At 61.4% G+C, this 21761-nt stretch carries 19 protein-coding genes; 7 read left to right on the top strand and 12 right to left on the bottom strand.

Features of this window, described 5'->3' with window-relative positions; genetic code table 11:
* Window positions 1–176 precede the first annotated feature (176 nt).
* Window positions 177–1175 (top strand): GTP 3',8-cyclase MoaA, encoded by a 999-nt coding sequence (moaA, locus tag ACKJSM_RS21445; protein ID WP_064600882.1) that lies wholly within the window; start codon window positions 177–179, stop codon window positions 1173–1175.
* Window positions 1176–1204: 29 nt separating this feature from the next.
* On the top strand, window positions 1205–2104 hold the full coding sequence (locus ACKJSM_RS21440) for a bestrophin family protein (RefSeq protein ID WP_410238763.1): 900 nt from the start codon (window positions 1205–1207) through the stop codon (window positions 2102–2104).
* A 34-nt stretch (window positions 2105–2138) separates the two neighbouring features.
* Here ACKJSM_RS21440 and ACKJSM_RS21435 read toward each other — a convergent pair whose 3' ends face one another.
* The 3 genes from ACKJSM_RS21435 to ACKJSM_RS21425 form a co-directional block, all read right to left on the bottom strand.
* Window positions 2139–3425 (bottom strand): ATP-binding protein, encoded by a 1287-nt coding sequence (locus tag ACKJSM_RS21435; protein ID WP_410238762.1) that lies wholly within the window; start codon window positions 3423–3425, stop codon window positions 2139–2141.
* Window positions 3426–4133, bottom strand: coding sequence for a response regulator (locus ACKJSM_RS21430; RefSeq protein ID WP_339487992.1), 708 nt, complete (start codon window positions 4131–4133; stop codon window positions 3426–3428). It lies immediately after the preceding gene.
* A gap of 140 nt (window positions 4134–4273) precedes the next feature.
* The gene (locus tag ACKJSM_RS21425; protein WP_236177693.1) at window positions 4274–4882 is read right to left on the bottom strand and encodes a tRNA-(ms[2]io[6]A)-hydroxylase; all 609 of its coding nucleotides are present in this window, start codon (window positions 4880–4882) and stop codon (window positions 4274–4276) included.
* A 160-nt stretch (window positions 4883–5042) separates the two neighbouring features.
* Between ACKJSM_RS21425 and ACKJSM_RS21420 the strand changes: the two genes are divergently transcribed.
* Window positions 5043–5906, top strand: a complete 864-nt coding sequence (locus ACKJSM_RS21420; protein ID WP_236177692.1) for a universal stress protein — start codon at window positions 5043–5045, stop codon at window positions 5904–5906.
* A 45-nt stretch (window positions 5907–5951) separates the two neighbouring features.
* Here ACKJSM_RS21420 and ACKJSM_RS21415 read toward each other — a convergent pair whose 3' ends face one another.
* A complete protein-coding gene (locus ACKJSM_RS21415) occupies window positions 5952–6422 on the bottom strand; it encodes a DUF1289 domain-containing protein (RefSeq protein ID WP_248740837.1) in 471 nt (156 codons plus the stop codon).
* Between the two features lie 468 nt (window positions 6423–6890).
* Between ACKJSM_RS21415 and acnB the strand changes: the two genes are divergently transcribed.
* Window positions 6891–9500 (top strand): bifunctional aconitate hydratase 2/2-methylisocitrate dehydratase, encoded by a 2610-nt coding sequence (gene acnB / locus ACKJSM_RS21410; RefSeq protein ID WP_039767143.1) that lies wholly within the window; start codon window positions 6891–6893, stop codon window positions 9498–9500.
* A gap of 224 nt (window positions 9501–9724) precedes the next feature.
* Here the strand turns inward: acnB and ACKJSM_RS21405 are convergent, their stop codons facing one another.
* The 3 genes from ACKJSM_RS21405 to ACKJSM_RS21395 all read right to left on the bottom strand — a co-directional run bounded on the left by ACKJSM_RS21405 (window position 9725) and on the right by ACKJSM_RS21395 (window position 11674).
* Complete coding sequence (locus ACKJSM_RS21405; RefSeq protein ID WP_064380500.1) at window positions 9725–11005, bottom strand: HAAAP family serine/threonine permease; 1281 nt, start codon at window positions 11003–11005, stop codon at window positions 9725–9727.
* A 255-nt stretch (window positions 11006–11260) separates the two neighbouring features.
* Window positions 11261–11431 carry a hypothetical protein gene (locus tag ACKJSM_RS21400; protein ID WP_236177690.1) on the bottom strand — a complete coding sequence of 57 codons (171 nt, stop codon included), beginning with the start codon at window positions 11429–11431 and terminating at the stop codon, window positions 11261–11263.
* A gap of 48 nt (window positions 11432–11479) precedes the next feature.
* On the bottom strand, window positions 11480–11674 hold the full coding sequence (locus ACKJSM_RS21395; RefSeq protein WP_039767148.1) for a hypothetical protein: 195 nt from the start codon (window positions 11672–11674) through the stop codon (window positions 11480–11482).
* Window positions 11675–11948: 274 nt separating this feature from the next.
* On the opposite strand from ACKJSM_RS21395, the gene ACKJSM_RS21390 reads away from it, so the two are divergent.
* Both ACKJSM_RS21390 and ACKJSM_RS21385 read left to right on the top strand, forming a co-directional pair.
* Window positions 11949–12332, top strand: a complete 384-nt coding sequence (locus tag ACKJSM_RS21390) for a tautomerase family protein (protein ID WP_007958838.1) — start codon at window positions 11949–11951, stop codon at window positions 12330–12332.
* Window positions 12333–12504: 172 nt separating this feature from the next.
* Window positions 12505–13473, top strand: a complete 969-nt coding sequence (locus tag ACKJSM_RS21385; protein ID WP_236177689.1) for a 2-hydroxyacid dehydrogenase — start codon at window positions 12505–12507, stop codon at window positions 13471–13473.
* On the opposite strand, the gene tssA is transcribed toward ACKJSM_RS21385, so the two are convergent.
* Genes tssA through ACKJSM_RS21360 form a run of 5 tightly spaced genes read right to left on the bottom strand, consistent with a single transcriptional unit; the run spans window position 13470 to window position 20980 of the window.
* Window positions 13470–14558: a type VI secretion system protein TssA gene (gene tssA / locus ACKJSM_RS21380; protein WP_410238761.1), complete on the bottom strand. Its 1089-nt coding sequence runs from the start codon at window positions 14556–14558 to the stop codon at window positions 13470–13472. The two genes, ACKJSM_RS21385 and tssA, sit on opposite strands and share 4 nt — an antisense overlap.
* Window positions 14555–18376 carry a type VI secretion system protein gene (locus ACKJSM_RS21375; protein ID WP_410238759.1) on the bottom strand — a complete coding sequence of 1274 codons (3822 nt, stop codon included), beginning with the start codon at window positions 18374–18376 and terminating at the stop codon, window positions 14555–14557. The genes tssA and ACKJSM_RS21375 overlap by 4 nt, the downstream gene beginning before the upstream one ends.
* Window positions 18373–19137, bottom strand: a complete 765-nt coding sequence (locus ACKJSM_RS21370) for a DotU/TssL family secretion system protein (RefSeq protein WP_236177686.1) — start codon at window positions 19135–19137, stop codon at window positions 18373–18375. The genes ACKJSM_RS21375 and ACKJSM_RS21370 overlap by 4 nt, the downstream gene beginning before the upstream one ends.
* A gap of 18 nt (window positions 19138–19155) precedes the next feature.
* Complete coding sequence (tssK, locus tag ACKJSM_RS21365; protein ID WP_236177685.1) at window positions 19156–20487, bottom strand: type VI secretion system baseplate subunit TssK; 1332 nt, start codon at window positions 20485–20487, stop codon at window positions 19156–19158.
* A 46-nt stretch (window positions 20488–20533) separates the two neighbouring features.
* Entirely contained in the window at window positions 20534–20980 is a 447-nt protein-coding gene (locus ACKJSM_RS21360) for a type VI secretion protein (RefSeq protein ID WP_410238758.1), read from the bottom strand.
* Between the two features lie 228 nt (window positions 20981–21208).
* Here ACKJSM_RS21360 and tssB point away from each other — a divergent pair, with 228 nt between their 5' ends.
* Complete coding sequence (tssB, locus tag ACKJSM_RS21355; RefSeq protein ID WP_236177683.1) at window positions 21209–21751, top strand: type VI secretion system contractile sheath small subunit; 543 nt, start codon at window positions 21209–21211, stop codon at window positions 21749–21751.
* Window positions 21752–21761: the final 10 nt, after the last annotated feature.

The raw sequence follows: 21761 nt of genomic DNA, 5'->3' as shown, positions 1-21761 counted from the left end.
ACCCTTAAAATCCGGGCACTTGCAAAACCAAGAAGCGATAAATCCGAAATAACCATTTGGTCATCGACAGCATCAATCGGCCGTTCATTAAGAGTGATTGGACGCTGTTCAAAGTTGCTCATAACCTGCACCGCCCCGATCCCTTCAATAGTGGATTTCACCCCAGCGAGGCTGTCATGTCAGAGCGCGTCTTGATCGATGGTTACAACCGCCGCGTCGACTACCTGCGCATGTCGGTCACCGACCGCTGCGACTTTCGCTGCGTGTATTGCATGGCTGAAGACATGCAGTTTTTGCCGCGCCAACGGGTGCTGACGCTGGAGGAGATCTATCAACTGGCGCAGAGCTTCGTTGCGCTGGGCACCCGCAAGATTCGTCTGACCGGTGGCGAGCCGCTGATTCGCCCCGGCGTCGTCGGTTTGTGCAAACAGATCGCAGCCCTGCCCGGCCTGCGCGAACTGTGCCTGACCACCAACGGCTCGCAACTCGGCAAACTGGCCAGCCCGCTGTTCGACGCTGGGGTCAAACGCCTCAACGTCAGCCTCGACAGCCTTGATGCCGAGCGCTTCAAGCAGATGACCCGCACCGGCGACCTGGCCCAGGTGATCGACGGCATCGACGCCGCGCGCGCCGCCGGATTTACCCGCACTAAACTCAACTGCGTGGTGATGCAGGGCCGCAACGATCACGAGATCAACGATCTGGTGCAGTTCGCCATCGAGCGGGATCTGGATATTTCCTTCATCGAGGAAATGCCGCTGGGGATCATCAGCGAACACAGCCGCGCCGAGTCGTTCTTTTCCAGCACCCAGGTGCGCGAAAAGATCGCCGAGCGCTACACCCTGATCGACTCCGCCGAATCGACCCAGGGCCCGTCGCGTTACTGGCGGCTGGCGGAAGCACCGCACATCCGGCTGGGGTTCATTTCGCCCCACAGCCACAACTTCTGCGGCACCTGCAACCGGGTGCGGCTGACCGTCGAGGGGCGTTTGCTACTGTGTCTGGGGAACGAGCACTCGGTGGATCTGAAAGCGGTACTGCGCGCCCATCCGGGTCAACCGGAACGGCTCGAGAAAGCCATCATCGAAGCGATGAAACTCAAGCCTTACCGGCACAACTTTGAAGTGAACGACGACGTGCAAGTGGTGCGTTTCATGAACATGACCGGCGGCTGATCCGCCACGTTTTCAAGGCAGAAAGCCGCATGATCATTCGACCCAAGGTCAATCAATTCGCCATCCTCTTCACGCTCAAGGGCTCGATTGCCAAGCGCATCGCCTTGCGCGCCCTGATGGTCACGCTGCTGGCGTCGGTCATCGTGCTGGTGGAAATGCTCCACCCAAACAACTTCACCAAGGTCAACGCCACGCCGTTCACCCTGCTCGGCCTGTCGCTGTCGATCTTCATGAATTTTCGCAACAACGCCTGTTACGACCGCTGGTACGAAGCGCGCAAGGCCTGGGGCGAAGTGATCGTGCAGGTGCGCTCGGTGATCCGCGAAACCCATGTGATCCGCGAGTCGGCACAACGCCGCCTGTTGCTGCTCAACCTCTGCGGCTTTGCCCACGCGCTGAATGCGCGACTGCGCCGGGAAGACGAAGCCGCCGCCAGCGCCCAATGGATCACCCCGCAGCACGATGCGCGAGTGCCGGATTACAGCGGGCGGATTCTACAAACGGTGGGGCAGCAATGTTCCGATCTGCATGAGTCAGGCGCACTCAGCGAATGGCGCTACATGCTGCTGGCCAATCACCTGACCAGCCTGACCCAGGCGCAGGCGGTGTGCGAGCGGATCAAGAACACGCCGCTGCCCTTCCCTTACACCTTGCTGCTGCACCGCACGATTTATCTGTTCTGCATCCTCCTGCCGTTCGCCATGGCCGAACCGCTGGGCTGGCTGACGCCGTTGTTCACGGCGATTGTCAGCTACACCTTTTTTGGTCTGGATGCGATTGCCGATGAACTGGAAGACCCGTTCGGCCGGGATGAAAACGATTTGCCGACCGATGCGCTGGTGCGTGGTATCGAGCGGGATATTCTCTCGGCGCTGGGGACTGAGCCGTTGCCGCCGGCGCTGAAACCGGTGGACTACGTTCTCAGTTAATCGACTGCCGCCCTCTTCGGAGGAGGGAACGTTATCAATCCAGATGCGCCCAGGTCATGCGAAACGACGCCCCGCCCCATGGTGAATCGCCGACTTCGACCTGCCCGCCATGGGATTGCGACACCCGCCGCACCAGCGCCAGACCGAGGCCGAAACCGCCCGTGCGGCGGTCGCGGCTGGCGTCCAGGCGCGAGAACGGTTCGAAGATTTTCTTCCGGCCTTCCAGCGGCACACCCGGCCCGTCGTCGTTGACCTGCACTTCGTACTGATCGCCGATGCGCACCAGCGACACCTCGACCCGCTGCTCGGCATAGCGAATGGCATTGCGCAGCAGATTGATCACCGCCCGCGCCATGAAGCGTGGTTCGATCCGCACTTCATCGACCCGGCAATCAACGATCAGCAACTGCACCCCGGCCGCCTCGGCCTCCAGGGCTACGCTGCCGACTACGCTGTCCAGCCAGTTGGCAGCCTGAATGTTCTCGCGGGTAATCACCGTCGCGCCGCGTTCGAGGCTGGCGTAGGTCAGCAGCTCGGAAACCATTTCTTCCAGCTCGCCGAGGTCGGCGTACATGTCGGCGATCAGTTCGCGGTGCTGGCTGGCATCCGGTTGCTGCTTGAGCTGATCGAGTTCGAACGACAACCGGGCAATCGGCGTACGCAATTCGTGGGAGACGGCGTTGGTCAGCTCGCGCTGGTTGGCGATCAGCCCCTCGATGCGCGCCGCCATCAGGTTGAAGTGACCGGCCAGGTCGCGGATGTTCGAGCGTTTGGACAGCTGGATCCGCACCGAGAGGTCGTTGTCGCCGAAACGCTCGGCGGCCAGCCGCAGTTTTTCCAGATCGCGCCAGTGCGGGCGAACCCAGAAGTACAGGACGATGCCCAGCAGCACCGCCAGCATCAGGTAGGCCCCGGCAATGTAGAACGGCATCAGGCTCGGCTCGGGCGGCAGCTTGATGCTGAGCAACTGCGAACCACCGTCAATGTCGCTGATGAACTGCGTGTAGTCATCGCGGATCACCAACAGATCCTGAGCCAGTTCGGCTTTCTCCTGATCGTTGAGATTCAGTTGGTCAGCCTCGACCAGGCTCAACGTCAGCCCGTAGTGCGGACGCAACGCCTCCAGTTGCGCCTCGCGCGCCGCGCCCTGCTGGTCGCGCATGTGTTCGACCAGCGACCAGGCCTGACCGCGCACCGCTTCACGGTTGTAGGCCTGCATCTGGTTGTCGAGCAAGGCGTTGAAGGTGTGTTCAACTGTTTGCAGCGCCGCCACCAGCCCGACGGTCATCACCAGAAACAGCCCGAGAAATAACCGCAGCATCTACAACTCCCACGCGAACGGATTGAACAGGTAACCCTTGCCCCACACGGTCTTGATGCAGACCGGCTCGCGAGGGTTGTCCTTGAGTTTGTTGCGCAACTTGCTGATGTACACGTCGACGCTGCGGTTGAGGCCATCGAACGCGATGCCGCGCATGCGGTTGAGAATGTCATCGCGCGACAGGATCTTGCCGGCGGCGCTGGCCAGCAGCCACAGCAGCTCGAATTCCATGGTGGTCAGTTCGATCAGCTCGCCCGTCAGACGCACTTCGCGGCAACTGCGATCGATGATCAGGTTGCCGAATTCCAGCGAACTGACCACGCCGCTGTCCGGCACCTGCCGGCGTTGCAGGGCCCGCAGGCGTGCGAGCAGGACGGGCGGCTTGATCGGTTTGATCACGTAATCGTCGGCGCCGGACTCCAGGCCCAGAATATGGTCGAGGTCGTCTTCCTTGGCCGTCAGAATGACAATCGGCGTGTCCGACACGCTGCGGATTTCCCGGCACACGTGCAGACCACTCTGCCCCGGCAGCATCAGGTCGAGCACCACCACTTTGGGCCTGAATTCAAGAAACGCGGCCACGGCCAGGTCGCCGCGATGCACCGTGCGGACCTCATAGCCGTGTTGTTCGAGAAAGTGGGCGATCAGCGCGGCCAGTCGCTCATCGTCTTCCACCAGCAGGACTCTGCCAAAACCCAGGTTATCCATAACAACCGCCGCCAACCGCTTTGTGAAGTGGGCGCCATTATGGCGGCATTCGCGGGCGAGTCGTTTATCGCAGGCAGCAAAAACCGGCCTCCGGGGCCGGTTTTCGTTGATGTTTCATACTCTTAAGAGTTTTTAACAATTCATGCCGCGACAGGTACGCCGCTGTGGAAACGGAATTCCTCGTCCGGCGATTCGATCAGCTCCTGCTCGGCGGCGCGCACTCTCTCGATCACCTGGGCGATGTCCTTGGCGTCACCGTACTGGTAAGCCAGTTTCAGGTAACCCTGAAAATGCCGGGCCTCGCTTTTCAGCAGGCCGAAGTAGAACTTGCCGAGTTCTTCGTCCAGATGCGGCACCAGCGCTTCGAACCGCTCGCAACTGCGCGCTTCGATAAAGGCGCCGACCACCAGGGTGTCGACCAGTTTCACCGGTTCGTGGCTGCGCACGACTTTGCGCAGGCTCGAGGCATAACGGCCGGCGTGCAGCTGGCGCAGTTCGATCTTGCGCCGTTTCATGATGCGCATCACCTGTTCGTGGTGCACCAGTTCTTCCCGGGCCAGACGCGACATCATGTTGATCAGATCGACATGGGAATGGTATTTGGCGATCAGGCTCAACGCGGTGCTGGCGGCCTTGAACTCGCAATTCTTGTGGTCGATCAGCAGGGTTTCCTGATCGGCCAGCGCGGCCTGGACCCAGGCATCAGGCGTGCGGCAACCAAGGAATTCGTGGATTTCGGGAAGGATCATGGGGCTCACGGTCAAAAGGTGTTCGAGCGAAGGGCGCCGATTATACCGGCCTGTCCGCAGACCACCAGCGGCCTGGATTGATATGCATCAAGTCGCAGGCACGGCCGCAGCAACTATAGTTGTGCAACGCCGTGCCTTTTCATTGCTGGAGACTCCGCTCATGCAAGCCATTCGCAGCATTCTGGTGGTCATCGAACCCGAACACGCGGAAAGCCTGGCGCTCAAGCGCGCCAAGCTGATCGCCGGTGTGACCCAGGCCCATCTGCACCTGCTGGTCTGCGACAAGAAGCACGATCACGCCGGCATGCTCAGCGTGCTCAAGGCCGCGCTGCTGGCGGACGGCTACAGCGTCACCACCGAACAGGCGTGGAACGAGAGCCTGCACGAAACCATTATCGATGTGCAGCAGGCTGAAGGGTGCGGGCTGGTGATCAAGCAGCACTTCCCCGACAGCCCGCTGAAAAAGGCCCTGCTGACCCCGGCAGACTGGAAACTGCTGCGCCACTGCCCGACCCCGGTGCTGCTGGTGAAAACCGCGGGCTCATGGAAGGACAAGGTGATTCTGGCGGCGATCGACGTGGGCAATGCCGACGGCGAACACCGTCATCTGCACACCACCATCATCGACCACGGCTATGACATCGCCAGCCTGGCCAAAGGGCATCTGCACGTAATTACCGCCCATCCGTCACCGATGCTCTCGGCGGCCGACCCGACGTTCCAGCTCAAGGAAACCATCGAGGCGCGCTATCGCGAGCAATGCCGGGCGTTTCAGGCTGAATTCGATGTCGACGACGAGCATCTGCATGTCGAGGAAGGTCCGGCGGACGTGCTGATTCCATTCATGGCGCACAAGCTGCAGGCGGCGGTGACCGTGATCGGCACCGTGGCGCGCAGCGGCGTGTCCGGTGCGTTGATTGGCAACACGGCCGAACAGGTGCTGGATCAGCTGGAGAGCGATGTGCTGGTGCTCAAGCCGCAGGAGGTTGAAGACCATTTGGTCGAGTTGGCGGTGAAGCATTAAGCACTGTTGTCATCCGGTGGCGAGCATGCTAGCCACCGGAAATGCTCACTCGCCCAGTGCATCCTTCAGAAAACCTGGCGCAATGTAGCGCTGATAGTGCGCTTCCGACAGCAGGAAGAATTCCCGATCAATGGCATCGCGCAGTTCCGGCAGGTTCCAGTCGCGAAACTCCGGCAGCAGCACCATCCCGTAGGCTTCCAGATTAATGATCACCCGCGCGCCCCGGGCGATCAGCTGATACGCCCAGCAATATTCCGACTGATGCGGCACGAAGCGGATCTTGCGCTGTTCCAGCTGATGGCGCAGTCGCGCCGGATCGAAGACCTCGACCTTGCTGGCCATCACTTGTGACAGCAATTGCTCAAGACGCAGCCACACCGCGCGCTTTTCTTCCTCGTTGTAACCGTTCCAGTGGATCACTTCGTGGTGGAAACGCTTGCAGCCACGGCACACCAGATCACCGTAAACGGTGGAGCAGAGGCCGACGCAGGGGGTCTTGATGGTCTGATTGGGCATAAATGGGCAAAACACTTGAAACGCGGAACAGGTCGGCATGTTAGCCCTTTGTCCGGCATTCATCACCCCTCAAACGTCAGGGGCAAGCGCTGGATCAGGGTTGGCCCCGCCCGCGCACAACGCAACCAAAGTCCAATAGAGCGCGACTTACCTTTAAATTTTTTTTGCCGTAGAATCAGCCAGCCTTTTTAGGCGCCAATGTCCGTTAGAAGCTGTTTTCAAAGCGTCACGAGCACAGTCGTTCCTTCAGAGCGGTGTTGGCGAAGGGTTTTTCCAGCGGGGAAAAGCCCAGCGCCAACCCTCATCAGCTCCCCGTTCTGCAGGCGTAAAACTTTGAAAGCAGCTTCTGTAAGGAATTGCCGGTAATTCTGGCCGAACGACCCACAACGTCGTGAGGAGCATGAGTACGGCAATTTCGGGATGAGCGTCCCGGACACCCATTTGGGACCACTGATGAGGGTAATAACTGTGCTTGAAGCCTACCGCAAACATATCGAAGAGCGTGCAGCCCTGGGTATCGTTCCCCAGCCGCTTAACGCCGAACAAACTGCAGGCCTGGTCGAGCTGCTGAAGAATCCTCCGGCTGGCGAAGAAGCTTTCCTCGTTGACCTGATCACCAATCGCGTACCACCAGGAGTGGACGAAGCCGCCTACGTCAAGGCCGGTTTCCTCTCCGCACTGGCCAAGGGCGAAGTCTCCTCCCCTCTGCTGGACAAGAAGCGCGCTGTAGAACTGCTCGGCACCATGCAGGGCGGCTACAACATCGTGACCCTGGTCGAACTGCTGGACAACGCCGAGCTGGCGCCAGTGGCTGCCGAGGAACTCAAGCACACCCTGCTGATGTTCGATGCCTTCCACGACGTGGCTGAAAAAGCCAAGAACGGCAACGTTCACGCCAAGGCCGTGCTGCAATCCTGGGCTGACGGCGAGTGGTTCAAGAAGCGCCCTGTGCTGGCCGACAAGATCAGCCTGCGCGTCTTCAAGGTGACTGGCGAAACCAACACCGACGACCTGTCCCCTGCGCCAGACGCCTGGTCGCGTCCAGACATCCCGCTGCACGCCCTGGCCATGCTGAAAATGGCCCGTGACGGCATCGTTCCGGACGAGCAAGGCAAGACCGGCCCGATGAAGCAGATCGAAGAGATGCGCGGCCAGGGCTTCCCTATCGCCTACGTCGGTGACGTGGTCGGTACCGGTTCCTCGCGTAAATCGGCGACCAACTCGGTCCTGTGGTTCTTCGGCGACGACATCCCTTACGTGCCGAACAAGCGTGCTGGCGGTTTCTGCTTCGGCAGCAAAATTGCCCCGATCTTCTACAACACCATGGAAGATGCCGGCGCACTGCCGATCGAGTTCGACGTGTCGAACATGAACATGGGCGACGTGATCGACCTGTACCCGCACGCTGGCAAAGTCTGCAAGCACGGTACCGACGAAGTCATCACCACCTTCGAAATGAAGACCCCGGTTCTGCTGGACGAAGTCCGCGCAGGCGGCCGTATCCCGCTGATCATCGGCCGTGGCCTGACCGAGAAGGCTCGCGCCGAACTGGGTCTGCCAGCGTTCGACCTGTTCAAGAAACCTGAAGCTCCGGCTGAAAGCACCAAGGGCTTCACCCTGGCGCAGAAAATGGTCGGCAAGGCGTGCGGTCTGGCAGAAGGCAAAGGCGTTCGTCCTGGCACCTACTGCGAACCGAAGATGACCACCGTAGGTTCTCAGGACACCACCGGTCCAATGACCCGTGACGAACTGAAAGACCTGGCGTGCCTGGGCTTCTCCGCTGATCTGGTGATGCAGTCCTTCTGCCACACCGCGGCGTATCCGAAGCCGATCGACGTGACCACCCACCACACCCTGCCTGACTTCATCATGACCCGCGGCGGCGTTTCCCTGCGTCCGGGCGACGGCATCATCCACTCGTGGCTGAACCGCATGCTGCTGCCGGACACCGTGGGTACCGGTGGTGACTCGCACACCCGTTTCCCGATGGGCATCTCGTTCCCGGCCGGTTCCGGTCTGGTCGCGTTCGCCGCCGCCACCGGTGTCATGCCGCTGGACATGCCGGAATCGATCCTGGTGCGCTTCAAAGGCAAAATGAAACCTGGCATCACCCTGCGTGACCTGGTTCATGCCATTCCTTACTTCGCCATCCAGAACGGTCTGCTGACCGTCGAGAAGAAAGGCAAGAAAAACGCCTTCTCCGGCCGCATCCTGGAAATCGAAGGCCTGGAAGGTCTGACCCTGGAACAGGCGTTCGAACTGTCCGACGCCTCGGCCGAACGTTCGGCTGCCGGTTGCACCATCAAGCTGTCGAAAGAGTCGATCACCGAGTACCTGCAGTCCAACATCACCCTGCTGCGCTGGATGATCGGCGAAGGCTACGGCGATGCGCGTACCCTGGAGCGTCGTGCCCAAGCGATGGAAGCCTGGATCGCCAACCCGCAACTGATGGAAGCCGATGCCGACGCCGAATACGCCGAAGTCATCGAAATCGATCTGGCGGACATCAGCGAGCCTGTACTGTGCGCGCCGAACGACCCGGACGACGCCCGTCTGCTGTCCAGCGTTGCTGGCGAGAAGATCGACGAAGTGTTCATCGGTTCGTGCATGACCAACATCGGTCACTTCCGTGCTGCCGGTAAACTGCTGGATCAGGTCAAGGGTCAGCTGCCAACCCGTCTGTGGCTGTCGCCGCCGACCAAGATGGACGCTCACCAACTGACCGAAGAAGGCTACTACGGCATCTACGGCAAGGCCGGCGCCCGCATGGAAATGCCAGGCTGCTCGCTGTGCATGGGTAACCAGGCACGCGTTGAGCCGAACAGCACCGTGGTGTCGACCTCGACCCGTAACTTCCCGAACCGTCTGGGTGACGGCGCGAACGTCTACCTGGCTTCGGCTGAGCTGGCGTCCGTTGCCTCGATCCTGGGTCGCCTGCCGACCGTCGAGGAGTACATGGAATACGCTGGCAAGATCGACAGCATGGCGGCCGACGTTTACCGCTACCTGTCCTTCGACCAGATTGCCGAGTTCCGTGAAGCGGCTGCGAACGCCAAGATTCCGGTCGTTCAAGCCTAACGCTGCAACGCAATGAAAAACGCCGCCCATCGCGAGATGAGCGGCGTTTTTTTATGCCTACCGGAGGGGGCCTCGCCCCGCGCTGATCGTTCCCACGCTCCGCGTGGGAACGATCATCTTGGGAGCGAACCTGCCCGCGAAGATCGCAAGCACAAAAAAGGCCGACCTGCGAGGCAGATCGGCCTTTGTGTTTCACAAGATCAAACGCAATCTTGTGTTGGATCTCACGCCGTCAGCGAATAAATCAACGCCGAAATCGCCACCAGACCCACAGCGGTGACAAACACGTTCGACATCTGCCCACGATAACGGGCCATCGCCGGCACTTTGCGGATCGCGTACATCGGCATCAGGAACAGGATCGCTGCGATGACCGGGCCACCGATGGTTTCGATCATGCCGAGAATGCTCGGGTTCAGGGTCGCCACGATCCAGCACACCACCAGCATGAACGCCGCCACGATGCGGTCCAGCGCCTTGGCACCCGGACGCTTGCCGCTCTTGACGATCAAACCCTTCAGGCCTTCGCTGGCACCGATGTAGTGGCCGAGGAACGACTTGGAGATCGCCACGAACGCAATCAGCGGTGCCGCGAACGCGATGGTCGGGTTGCTGAAGTGGTTGGCCAGGTACGACAGGATCGACAGGTTCTGCGCCTTGGCTTGCGCCAGTTGCTCCGGCGACAGGGTCAGTACGCAGCTGAAGACGAAGAACAGCACCATCACCACCATCAACAGATGGGCGCGGGACAGTATCTGCGAGCTACGCTCATCCGCGTGGACGCCGTATCGACGCTTCTGGTCCACCGCAAACGCCGAGATGATCGGCGAGTGGTTGAACGAGAACACCATCACCGGAATCGCCAGCCACAGCGTGTGCAGCAGCGCCGACGGCGCCGGCACTTGCGAAGCCGTGGTCAGGATGCCGCCGTTCCAGTGCGGAATCAGGTACACCGCCAGGAACAGCAGCGCGACGATGAACGGATACACCATCAGACTCATGGCCTTGACGATCACCTGTTCGCCGCAACGCACCACGGCCAGCAGACCAAGAATCAGCACGAACGACAGCAATGCACGCGGTGGCGGCGTGATGTGCAATTGGTGTTCGAGGAAACTGGCGACCGTGTTGGTCAGGCCGACGCTGTAGATCAGCAGGATCGGGAAGATCGCGAAGAAATACAGCAGGGTAATCAGCGCGCCGGCCTTGATGCCGAAATGCTGTTCCACCACGTCAGTGATGTCGGCGCCTTCGCGACCGGAGAGCACGAAGCGGGTCAGGCCGCGGTGTGCGTAGAACGTCATCGGGAAGGCCAGCAGCGCGAGGATCACCAGCGGCCAGAAGCCACCCAGACCTGCGTTGATCGGCAAAAACAGGGTGCCGGCGCCGATGGCCGTCCCAAACAGTCCCAACATCCAGGTAGTGTCATGGCGATTCCAGCTCGACAGTTCGGCTGGTGCCGCCGCTTCAAAGCGTTGTTCGACGCTATTGGCCTGATCATTCATCCGGTCGGATCTCCGCATTCCGGTCACTTGCCACTCGGTCAGGACGCGTCGGAAAAAACCGACAGACATGCTCCGGCCGAAACAGGGGCGCGATTCTCCGCGATAAATGAACAGAAGCAAAGACTTAGCTGAGGAATGGTTGTGCGGAGCAGATCGGAGGCTTGTCGTTTTTGGGAAAAATACTGTCGGCGCCAGATACGCCATATGTCGCTTTATGGCATGTACCGGCGCCGAATAAACCATGGGAAAGCCCGATCAGATCGATCGGGCCAATATGAAGCCGAGGAACATGCAAAAGATGCCCAGCCCCAGCAACCCCCAGATCGGGCGCATTTCTTTCCGGTTTTTGATGCGTATTTTTTCGGCCCACTCATCGTGTTCCCGTTCCAGTTGTTCCATTCTGGCTTTGGCGTCATAGGTGCTCATATGGATTTCCTTTTGGGTCATGTGTCTGAAGATTGCGAAAACGAACGCTCAAAACTTGAAAAAGACGCCTGCCAATGCCGCGCTTGCCGTCAACACGCCGGCCACCACCGCGACTGGATAAAAATACGTCTCCCACTTCAGCTTCTTCTGTTCCGCCAGAAGCTTCTGCCGCTCAGCTATCAGTTTTCGCGTTTCGTTATGCAGCCTGTCGAGTTCCAGGTTTTCACGGTTGTTCTGAAGCATTGGCCTTCCTTGGCTGATGGCAATTTCCGTCCGGGTTGCCGCTCCGTCCTGAAGAGCGCATCACGTCATGCTCTCTATGGTTTCGCGTTTCTCACCCCGCCGTATAGCGGATGAATCCGGCAGCACGCGTAGGCAACATCCGTAAATCCCGCAGGACGGTGCGTCCATTTCCTAACACTTTTAAACAGCCCCACCGACCGGCATTTTTCGGCTATACCCAATGGCGAATTGACTGACATCCCCGTCCAGTCCCCTTCGCCTGTGGAGCCATCCCATGCCCCTCGTCCGCGTCGACATCAAGAAAAACCCGGACCCGACGTTCGCCAAACGCATTGGCGAAGTGATCTACGCCGCCCTGCGCAGCGAGATCAATGTGCCGGAACATGACAACTTTCAGGTGCTGGCCGAGCACGACGACCAGCACTTCGTCTATGACCCGCAATATCTGGGGATTCAGCGCAGCGACGGCATCGTGTTCATCCAGCTGACCATCAGCGAAGGCCGCACCGTGGAGATGAAACAACGGCTGTTCCAGACCATCGCGCGCAACTTGAACCAGCAACTGGCCGTGCGCCAGGAAGACGTGTTCATCAATCTGGTGGAGGTGAAAAAAGAGAACTGGTCGTTCGGCAACGGCATCGCCCAGTACGTGACGTGATTCAGTGACCGCCAGCGCCGGCGTCACCTTCTGACGAAGCACCCGCGCACTCCCCGCCTCAGCTCCTACACTGCCTGATGCGGGGCCGTGCCAACCATTGCCAATGCGCTCTGGAATCAGCACTCTGAACCGACTTTTGCGCCCGAAGACCGACGATCACAGGAGCCGAGCAATGCCCGCCACCGTTCTGGTACTGGTTGAAACCATCAATGACTATTTACCGATTCTCGAACGACAGGGTTTTCACCTGATTCTCGCGCCGACCCCTGCCGAACGCGCGCAAGCCATCGCCACCCACGGGGCGCGGATCGACGCGGTGCTGACCCGTGGCCCGCTGGGTTTATACGCTGAAGAGATCGCCGCATTACCCGCGCTGAAAATCATCTGCGTGATCGGCGCCGGTTACGAACAGGTCGACCTGCAAGCCGCCAGCGACCGGGGCCTGACCGTGACCAACGGTGCCGGGGTCAACGCTTCGTCGGTGGCTGACCACGCCATGGCCATGTTGCTGGCGCTGGTGCGTGACATACCGCGCTGTGATGCCGCCGTGCGTCGGGGCGAGTGGCCGAAGATCATGCGCCCGTCGCTGGCCGCCAAGCGCCTGGGGATTCTCGGGTTGGGCGCGGTCGGGATGGCGATTGCCAAGCGCGCAAGCCTGGGCTTCGACATGGAGATCAGTTACCACAACCGCCAGGTGCGCAGTGACGTGCCCTACGCCTTCTGCTCGACGCCGACCGAACTGGCCCGGGCCTCTGACTTTCTGGTGGTCGCCACGCCTGGCGGCATCGGCAGCCAGCATCTGGTGACCCGCCCGGTGCTCGATGCCCTGGGGCCCAACGGTTTTATCGTCAATATTGCCCGCGCCAGCGTGATCGCAACCGCTGACCTGATCAGCGCTCTGGAACAGCGGCGAATCGCAGGTGCAGCGCTGGACGTATTCGACCACGAGCCGCAAGTGCCCGATGCGCTGAAAAACCTCAGCAATGTGCTTCTTACCCCTCACGTCGCCGGCCTGTCTCCGGAAGCCACCCAAGGCACCGTTGAGCTGGTGGGCAAAAATCTGGTGGCGTTCTTCTCCGGCCAACCGGTACTGACGCCGCTCCAACTACCGCCGAAACTGAACAACCAGCGCGTGCACTAAAGCACGCCGAGCAAGGTCCACAGACGCCGGGATTCGGCGTCTGCCGAAATCAGCTCGCCAAGCAACTCGCTCAGCGGCTTGTTGCCCCACTCGACGCCGCGCCGGATCAGATACGGCACCGGGCTGTGGGGTTCGGTGCGGGCCAGGTACTCGGCGATCAACAGCAATTGCCGATAAGCCTCTTCACGACTGGCCGGTTCGCGCTGCACTGGCGCGGCTTCGGGCGTGACCTTGACTGACGCGTCAACCGGCGAGACCCCGTCCGGCGCAGGCGTCGGTGCCGACAATGGCTGTTGTGGGTGCATGGCGATGAACTCTTGAATCAGTGTCAGCAACGCTTGAAGGGTGTCCTGCAACGGCCCGAGCCCAGGCCCCTGATCCCCCAGATAAGCATCGCACCAGGCATCCAGCCGCTGCAGGTGTTGCAGGCTCAGCAGCAGATTGCCTTGATGGCGCAGCCAGAAAGCCATGGGCGTGGCCCGCACCTGCTCGATGAGTTTCTTGTGTTCGCTGCGCGCGCTTTCGGCCGATGCCTTGGCGCCTTTGGAGTCGTTGGCCTGCACCTGCTGCACCTGAATCCGTCGCCAGGTTTCGAGGGTGTAACCCTCAAAATCGCTGTTATTGGCTCCGAATAAAGGCACCCGGGTCAGCAGCACTTCGCTGTAGCGACGCACCAGCCACTCCAGCGGAATCGTCCGCCACGACGGGTCACCGTCGTCGGCCTGCGGGTGCAACTGTTCGGGATAGCGCTCACACAGGCCGGCGATCAGCGCCAGACTGCCCGGCAGTCCATCGAGTCCCTGCAGATGCAGCCAGGCCTCGCCCAGCCACGCGCTGAGCATCAGGTCCTTGCTGCGTTCGAGCAATAACGTGGTGGTCAGCCGCTCGACTTCCGGCCAGTTGGCCCGTTTCAGGGTCGACTGCCAGACGCCGGTGGGCAGACTCGCGTCGTCCTCGCGGCGCAGGTCGCGCAACAGGTCGTACTCACGTTCGTAGCGCAGGTCCGCCCCACAGGGCGCGTCGTCGCTGATGGGCGCGAGCAACTGATCGATCAGGTCCGGCAACGGGGTCGAGGGCAGGCTCACAGATCCTCCTTCTTTGATTCAAGGGCGGCGGTGGTGCCGGTCACCTGAAACGGTGAACGCGGCGCGCGGGTCGGCAACGGCGGAATCGACAACGGCAGTTTCGAGCCCTGACTCATCAGCGAAACGCGCACGAACATCCGGGTGAATTCGCTGGTGACGCTGTCGTTCTGAGCAGTGACCGGCAGGCGCAGGCTCAGCGGAAAATCGGTGTAATCCATGCTCGGCTGACGCTGTACCGAAAAGTGCGCGCGCATCAGGCGCAGCAGTGACCAAGGCCCGCCATACTCCCAACCGGCCTCCAGATCGCGCACCACCAGGTTCGGTTGCAGCGGATCGTTGACCGGACGTTCCTTGCCGTTGCGCGCCCAGCGCAGGGTCAGGCGAATCGGCTGACCGAGCATCCAGCGCAGGTTCGGTTGATCGGCGGCGGGATAACTGATCTGCTGATTGCCGGCCTGCAGGCCCCAGGCGATCACCTGATCGGCCCCCTTCTCTTCTTCACGATCGGTGCGCCAGCGCACGTCCAGTTCAACGCCGAGAATGCCACTCTTGTCGCGCACGAACAGTGGGGTCAGCCAGACGCTGGCCTGCTTCACCCGGTTGAGAAAGTCTTCCGCCGCCAGCCGCTCCGGTGTCTGACTCAGGACCAGGCCGGCCTGGGCCACCGGCAAGCGCTTGTCGATGATGTCCAGAAAGTGCCGGACCCGCGCGGGGTCAGCATCCTGAGCCTGCACGCCGTTGGCAAACGGAAAGCGCTCGGCCAGGTACTGATTGAAATAGCCGGCCAGCTCGTTCCACGCGGCAGCCGCCTGTTGCTGTTGCAAAAACTGGCAGCGTTGCAGGGCCGACTGTTGCAGCTCCACCGCGCGCATCGCCAGAGTGCCACGCCCGCCGGTCACATTGGCCGTCTGCAACATCTGCACGCAGGAACCGGTGTCCATTTCGATAAAATCACGGCTGACCAGTTGTTCGATCTGCGCCGGTGAACTGGTAGGGTTCGAGTCCTTGTACTTGAGCAAGTCCTCGTTGAGCGCGCTGAATTGGGTCACACGCTCGTAATCGAGCGCCGACAGACTGCCCTGCTGGGTCTTCAGCCATTCCAGGGCCGGGGCACGACGCTCGATGATGCCGAGCATGGTGTTGAATTGCTGCTTGAGACTCAGCTTCAGCTCCTGCACGTCACTGGCGCCATAGAGTTGCAAACCGAGGTTTTTCGATCCGTCCCACTGGCTGATTTCCGTACGGCCTCCGAACAACGGCTGCTCGGTAATCTCATTCAGACCGCCGACAATCTGCGCCATGGCGCGGCGGTTCAACGCGCCCTGCAAAAGCGCCGCCAGATCGGCACGATGCACCTCGACAAAAGCCTTTTGCAGGTTCATCGCCTGCACGGCCTGCACGTTGAACACCTCATAGGGATGAGTCCGGTCATCGTGATCCTTGAGACTCAACCACATCGCCTGCGCGGCGGCGGTTTCGGCCGCTTTCAGCAGTGCTTCGCGATAATCCGGCGGAATGCGCGGCAGCTCTTCGGCGACATAGCTCTTGTAACTGGCGAAATAATTCAGTGACTCATTAAGGTCATCACCATCCACCGTCTGGCCTTGCCGGTTGACGCTGTCCTGGCTCGCCCGTAGCGCAATCGAGACGAAGTCACGCTTGAACAGCGCGTGCACGGCATTGTCGAGCTTGACCACCTGGTCCTGCAGCGCCAGCTGGCCGCTGCCCTGCTGCACCAGCAGATTGCCCCGCGCGCCCACCTGAGCGATCCATTGATCGCGAAAACTCTGCTGCAATTTACCGGCCTGCGCATCGAGTTGCTGTTCGACCGCAGGTCCCAGCAATGAACTCTTGCGCACCTTGTCGAGAAACTCGCGATACCCCGGCACCAGTTCCTGGCCCTTGCCGCGACTCCAGGTCGAGTTGGTCAGGGCAATCGCCGCTTGCAGGTCATCGATCAGTGCACGCAGGTCTTCCAGCTCGGGCAGGTTGTTGCCACTTCCAGCTTCAAGCCGTTCCAGGTGCAGTTTGAGGTAACCGGCCTTGCTGACGAAGTTGTCGGCCAGAAAATACTGATCGAGCCAGCGCTCCATCAGCCCGGTGAAATGGCTCACGATCAGCGGCCGTTCAACACTCAGATCCAGCGCCTGCAAGTCACCGCCATCATTGGCCGCGAGCAGCCGGTTGTAGTAGGCGGCGTGGGGCAAAGTCGCGGCATTGAGGTTGAGCGACAGCGCGCTGTTGCTCAGTTGCGCCAGGTCTTCCAGCGGCGCTCGCTGATTGTTCTGCACTTGGGCGAACAACTGGTTCTGCTGTTCAAGCCGCAAGGCTCGCTCCACCAGATCTGTGGCCTTCTGGTAATTCTGCCACTGCGCCGGGTCTTCGCTTTCGACGCTCGCGCGCCGGTCGGTGGCGCGGATTGCCTTGATTTTCGCCAGTTCCGCGACCAGCAAATCGTGCAGCGGTTGCAGCATGTGGCGTTGGGTCGATCTGAACACTTCCTGCTCGAGTCGCACGTCCAGCGAGGACAACCACGACGTCGGAAAAGCCAGCGAAACGTAGTGCCAGTGCGGCGCCCGCTCCAGCACTCGCCAGAAGTTCTGCACGTTGCGCCGGGTCGGCTCGACCCGATGCTCGTCGTCGATGACTGCCACGTAATTCTTCTGCGCGCCTTGCAGCAGCCGCGCCAGTTCGTGGGCGTCCTTGACCGACGCCTGCCAGACCCAGACCATCGCCACCGCCCACACCACGCCGACCACCAGCGCTACCCCGGCGGTCACTCGCTGCCAGCGCTGACGCAGGCGCAACAGGCGCGGCACGCCCTGGGCCAGTCCGCGCTCGCCGACTATCCGCTGGCGCCACAACTGACGGACAAACGCACTTTGCTGCAAGCCGCTGTCATCGGCAGAAAAACCGTCCAGCGCATCCTCGGCCGGCTGATTGGCCGTCAGGTAAACGCCTCGAAAACACGGTGCCTCGCCCTGAGCATTGCCTTGAAACACCGGTTCCAGCACGGTCTGCAAACCACGACGCAGCGTTTCCAGACGCTCCGGCAAGGCATACAGATCCGCACTCAAATGACCGGACAAGGTGCCGATTTCGATCACGGCTTCCGCCACCGCGCGGTGCAACCGATTCAGCGCCTGATCGCTCCATTGCCCCTGCCACACCGCATCGCGGGCATAGGGCGACGACCAGCCCAGGGTGCGCTCGCGGGCCTCTTCCGGCAAGGCGCTGATCAGCTCCTGAAATCCCGGCAGTTCTTCCAGCCCGGTGATGACCACGTACACCGGCAGGCTCAGACCAAAGCGCTGCAACAGATCGATGAAGCGCCGACGCGCCGCCAGCCCCAGTTGCGTGGCCTGTTCCAGATGGCTCAACCGATTGACCGGCACGGTCCAGATCACTCCGTCCAGCGGCCGCTTGCTGCGCAGGCGCAGGATCAGCCCGAGCAGGCGCCACCAGCCGCCGCGTTGCAGGTGCATGCCGTCTTCCGGCAGAAACAGCGCCTGGGGCACCACCAGCACCGCGCCTTCGGAGTCCGACCACCAGCGGCCGAACCACGCCGGTTTGTCGGTGGGTTGCAGACGCCACTGAGTGGCAAGTTGCGCGCCCTGGGTTTCATCGCCGAGCATCAGCAGCCACGGCATCTGATAACGGTCGTGGGCGCCCTGCTCCTGTTCCATGTGTCGCACCGCGGCGTAGAAACTGCGGATCGCTGCGCCGCTCCGGGTGCGCAACCACCACACTGCCACCGCGATGATCACCAGCAGCAAAAGAATGGCGACCACCCAGGCCACGATCGTCAGGGTACTCATGAGTCTTGCTCCGGCACCGTCAGGGTGTCGGGTGCCTGCAGCACCGGCTCCAGTTCCTGACGGATGTCGCGCCACAGAAACTGCCCGAGCCCGGTCAGCAGCAGCATCATCGCCAGAATGCCCAGCGCCAGGCGAAAGCCGTCGGGCAACGCCGTGCGCAGCGGCAACTGCAAGGGTGTCGCCAGCGAAGGCTGTACCAGACGCTGGCTGACACCGGCGTAATCGGCCTCGTCCTGCCAGGCAAACGTGAACAGGGCCCGCCGCCACTTTTCCCGTTGTACCTGGCCCTGCTCACCGCGCAAGCGTCCCTGGAAACCGAGGATCAGGCACTGCAAATAGACGTTGGCCAGATCGCGGGTGGTGGGCTGTTGTTCATCAAGCAGGGTCTGGATCGCCGCCGGCACTTGCTCGCCGGCCTGACGGCTGGAATACAGTCGCGACTCCAGGGGTTTTTCCTGCCAGGCGCTCTGGCCCGGCCACGGGCTGAACAGCAGGGTTTCATCGACCAGCGCGACGAAGGCATACACCAGCGCCTTGACCTGTTCGGTCGCCGAATCGCCCACCCGGGCAAACGCCGTGCGCCACAACCGTTGCGAAGCCTGGGTCGAGAGTTCGACCACGGTTTCGACCAGCGCCGCCTCGTCCTCGCTGTCCTTGGACAACTGGCTCCAGTCCTGCGACCACTGCTGCCACGCCTGACGGAACGCACTGCTCAGCGGAGCGTCCTGCAATCCGAGGCTGGCGGCACTTCCTTGCGACATACGACGTTCCTTGTGTGATCAGGCACGTTCACTGTTCTGGGCGACAAACAGCACCACTTGCCATGGACTGCTGGTCAGCTTGGTGGCCGGCGCGGCGATCATCAGCGGCAGTTGCGCGTCGAACCAGCTGCCTTCGGCGGTCACCACGAACAGCCGGGTGTCGTCGCCGACGCTGTAGGCCACCTGCTCGCTGCGGCTCATGGCCTGATGCGTCAGACCGCTCATGCGCTGGCGGCTGAGCAACGCAATGTGCGGCGCCGAAGCGATGATCGCGCCCCGCAGCCATTCGCCGGCCGCCTGCTCGCTGGCACCGTTGGGCATGCGCAGGCCGATGACCAGACGCTGACTCGGTTGCTCGTCCGGCAACTGAATGGAAAAACTCTGCTCGCTGCGCTCGAACGCGATGCTGCGGTAACCGGCGCGGATCAGTTCCAGGGTGTTTTCCAGCCAGTCGAGCAGCGGTTCATAACCGCGCTGCAATTCGAGAAAATCCAGCGGCGCGAACGCCGGCACGCCCGCCAGCGGATCGAGCGCCGACCATGCGCCAGCCAGTCCCAGCAGTTGCACATAAATGCTTTGCGGATGAGCGACACGACTGATCAACGCCCCTTCCACTTCAGGCAACCGCGCCCACAACGCGGTCATCTGCCGACGAATCTCCAGCGCGTCGTCCTGATTGCCGGCCTGCTGCGCCTGGCGCAATCGCCCGCCGAGGAACAGGCACTTCTCCCGCGCCCGGGCGCAGAGCCCGGCCACCCGCCGACCCAATGGCGACTCCGGCAGCAGGACCGGTGTCGGCGGCGTGTACGGCAACGGCAGGAAACCGCCGCCCTCCTTGCGAATTTTCAGCAGCGGCAGGCAGATCGAATCGGCTTTGTTCAGTTGCGTACACAGCCGTGGATTGGGGCGCCACACCGTAATCGATTCGGGGAATTCACCGCTGGTAAGATCCGGCAATGCCTCGCCGACCACCGATTGCAGACGTCCCTTGAGCGGGAGCAACTGGCCGGCGCGCCACAACGGACTGATCGCCAGATAGACCGTCACCGTCGCATCGTTCGTGGCGTCGATCGCGGCAGCGACGTCCAGTTCCAGCGTCGGATCGACGCCGACTTGCAGATTGACCGGCAGGCCGTCCGGCATCGTCCCTTGCAACGACAGCACCCGCACCACCCCGGCGCTCATCGCCGACGGGTCGAACTCCATGTGGCTGACGCCAAAAAACCACGGGTTGCACGCCTGAGCCAGATGCGCGCCGAGCGCCTCGGCCCGCAGGCCCTGTAACTGAAAATGCTGTGGCAGCAATTGCATGCCTTCATGCCAGCAGACCGCGTCAGGTAGCAGACTCATACGACTCCCTTCGACTGCACCGCGAACCGGCGGCGGACGGTGTGTTTCAGTTTTCCTTGCTGACCAGGCTCATCTCGCGACTGTCGAACTTGAGCCAGGCGTCGCTCTGATCGTCCAGCCGCAGGCGGTGCGCTCCGGGAGTGTTATAGCTGGCGAAGACCAAAAGTCCAGCCGCCCGCTTGCCCCCCAGAGGGAACGGCTGGCGGTCGATGAATTGCCCCGGTACCAGCTCCAGCCCCCACACGCTCATCAGTTGACGATAGTCGCGTTGATACTGCTCGCGCTCGGCAAACCACTGGCGGGCAGTGATGCCCGACAGTTGCTTGAGCAGATCCGGATCGTTGACCGCGATAAAGTCCACGGCGATCGGAGTGTCGTCATTGGCCTTGGGAGCGACGTCGAGGGTCAGGCTGTCGAGATCGACTTTCGGCCCGAAAAACGAACAGCCGGCGAGCAGCGCAAACCCGATCGTTAGAAAAAGTCGTGCAGACAAAATGAATTTTCCTTTTCGCCATTCAGTCCAAAAAAGTTTTTCGCTTGCATTTTTATAGACCTGTTCTAGCGTCTTGGGTAGTTCGGTTCCTACAGCCGAATGAGGAAGGTTTGTCAAAGGAACGACAGGTCATCTGCCACCCTTTCTAACCTGTGGTCCAGCAAGGGAAAGCGATGAACGGGCCTCCCCGATGCATTGCGCCCGCCCATCGCATCGGAGTCCGCCGACATGGCAGAAAGTACCCAGCACAAGCTCGACCGGGTTCGCCCGCCCCGCGTGCAAATCACCTACGACGTCGAAATCGGCAACGCCATCGAGAAAAAGGAACTGCCGCTGGTGGTCGGCATCCTGGCCGATCTCTCGGGCAAACCACTCGAGCCGTTGCCAAAACTGAATGAACGGCGCTTCACCGAAATCGACCGCGACAACTTCAACGACGTCCTCGCCTCCATCGCCCCCCGCGCCACGCTGCAAGTCAACAACACCCTCAGCGGGGACGACAGCAAGCTCAACATCGAACTCAACTTCAAGCACATCGACGACTTCGACCCGGTCAAGGTGGTGGAGCAAGTCACACCGCTGCGGCGCCTGTTCGAAGCCCGCCAACGTCTGCGCGACCTGCTGACCAAACTCGACGGCAATGACGATCTGGACAAGCTGCTGCGCGACGTCATCGCCAACACCGAAGGCTTGCAAGAGATCAAGTCGGCCCGCCCGGACACCGCTGTCCCGGCCGCTGATGCCGAAGCTCCGGCCGAACCGCAAGCCTGATCGTCCACCT

It is taken from the genome of Pseudomonas sp. PHC1, assembly GCF_046487845.1.
In the GTDB taxonomy this organism is placed as follows: Bacteria; Pseudomonadota; Gammaproteobacteria; order Pseudomonadales; family Pseudomonadaceae; genus Aquipseudomonas; species Aquipseudomonas sputi.
The sequence above is the reverse complement of the archived record's forward strand: the minus strand, read 5'-3'. Positions and strand labels throughout refer to the sequence as shown.

Bases quoted from the DNA above. Each gene is read 5' to 3' on its own strand.
- tssK (WP_236177685.1), bottom strand. From the start codon at position 20,487: ATGAGTCTGCTACCTGACGCGGTCTGCTGGCATGAAGGCATGCAATTG.
- ACKJSM_RS21375 (WP_410238759.1), bottom strand. From the start codon at position 18,376: ATGAGTACCCTGACGATCGTGGCCTGGGTGGTCGCCATTCTTTTGCTG.
- ACKJSM_RS21425 (WP_236177693.1), bottom strand. From the start codon at position 4,882: ATGATCCTTCCCGAAATCCACGAATTCCTTGGTTGCCGCACGCCTGAT.
- ACKJSM_RS21385 (WP_236177689.1), top strand. From the start codon at position 12,505: ATGCCCGCCACCGTTCTGGTACTGGTTGAAACCATCAATGACTATTTA.
- moaA (WP_064600882.1), top strand. From the start codon at position 177: ATGTCAGAGCGCGTCTTGATCGATGGTTACAACCGCCGCGTCGACTAC.
- ACKJSM_RS21430 (WP_339487992.1), bottom strand. From the start codon at position 4,133: ATGGATAACCTGGGTTTTGGCAGAGTCCTGCTGGTGGAAGACGATGAG.
- ACKJSM_RS21420 (WP_236177692.1), top strand. From the start codon at position 5,043: ATGCAAGCCATTCGCAGCATTCTGGTGGTCATCGAACCCGAACACGCG.
- ACKJSM_RS21395 (WP_039767148.1), bottom strand. From the start codon at position 11,674: ATGCTTCAGAACAACCGTGAAAACCTGGAACTCGACAGGCTGCATAAC.
- tssB (WP_236177683.1), top strand. From the start codon at position 21,209: ATGGCAGAAAGTACCCAGCACAAGCTCGACCGGGTTCGCCCGCCCCGC.
- ACKJSM_RS21390 (WP_007958838.1), top strand. From the start codon at position 11,949: ATGCCCCTCGTCCGCGTCGACATCAAGAAAAACCCGGACCCGACGTTC.
- ACKJSM_RS21415 (WP_248740837.1), bottom strand. From the start codon at position 6,422: ATGCCCAATCAGACCATCAAGACCCCCTGCGTCGGCCTCTGCTCCACC.
- ACKJSM_RS21400 (WP_236177690.1), bottom strand. From the start codon at position 11,431: ATGAGCACCTATGACGCCAAAGCCAGAATGGAACAACTGGAACGGGAA.
- ACKJSM_RS21405 (WP_064380500.1), bottom strand. From the start codon at position 11,005: ATGAATGATCAGGCCAATAGCGTCGAACAACGCTTTGAAGCGGCGGCA.
- ACKJSM_RS21435 (WP_410238762.1), bottom strand. From the start codon at position 3,425: ATGCTGCGGTTATTTCTCGGGCTGTTTCTGGTGATGACCGTCGGGCTG.
- ACKJSM_RS21370 (WP_236177686.1), bottom strand. From the start codon at position 19,137: ATGTCGCAAGGAAGTGCCGCCAGCCTCGGATTGCAGGACGCTCCGCTG.
- ACKJSM_RS21440 (WP_410238763.1), top strand. From the start codon at position 1,205: ATGATCATTCGACCCAAGGTCAATCAATTCGCCATCCTCTTCACGCTC.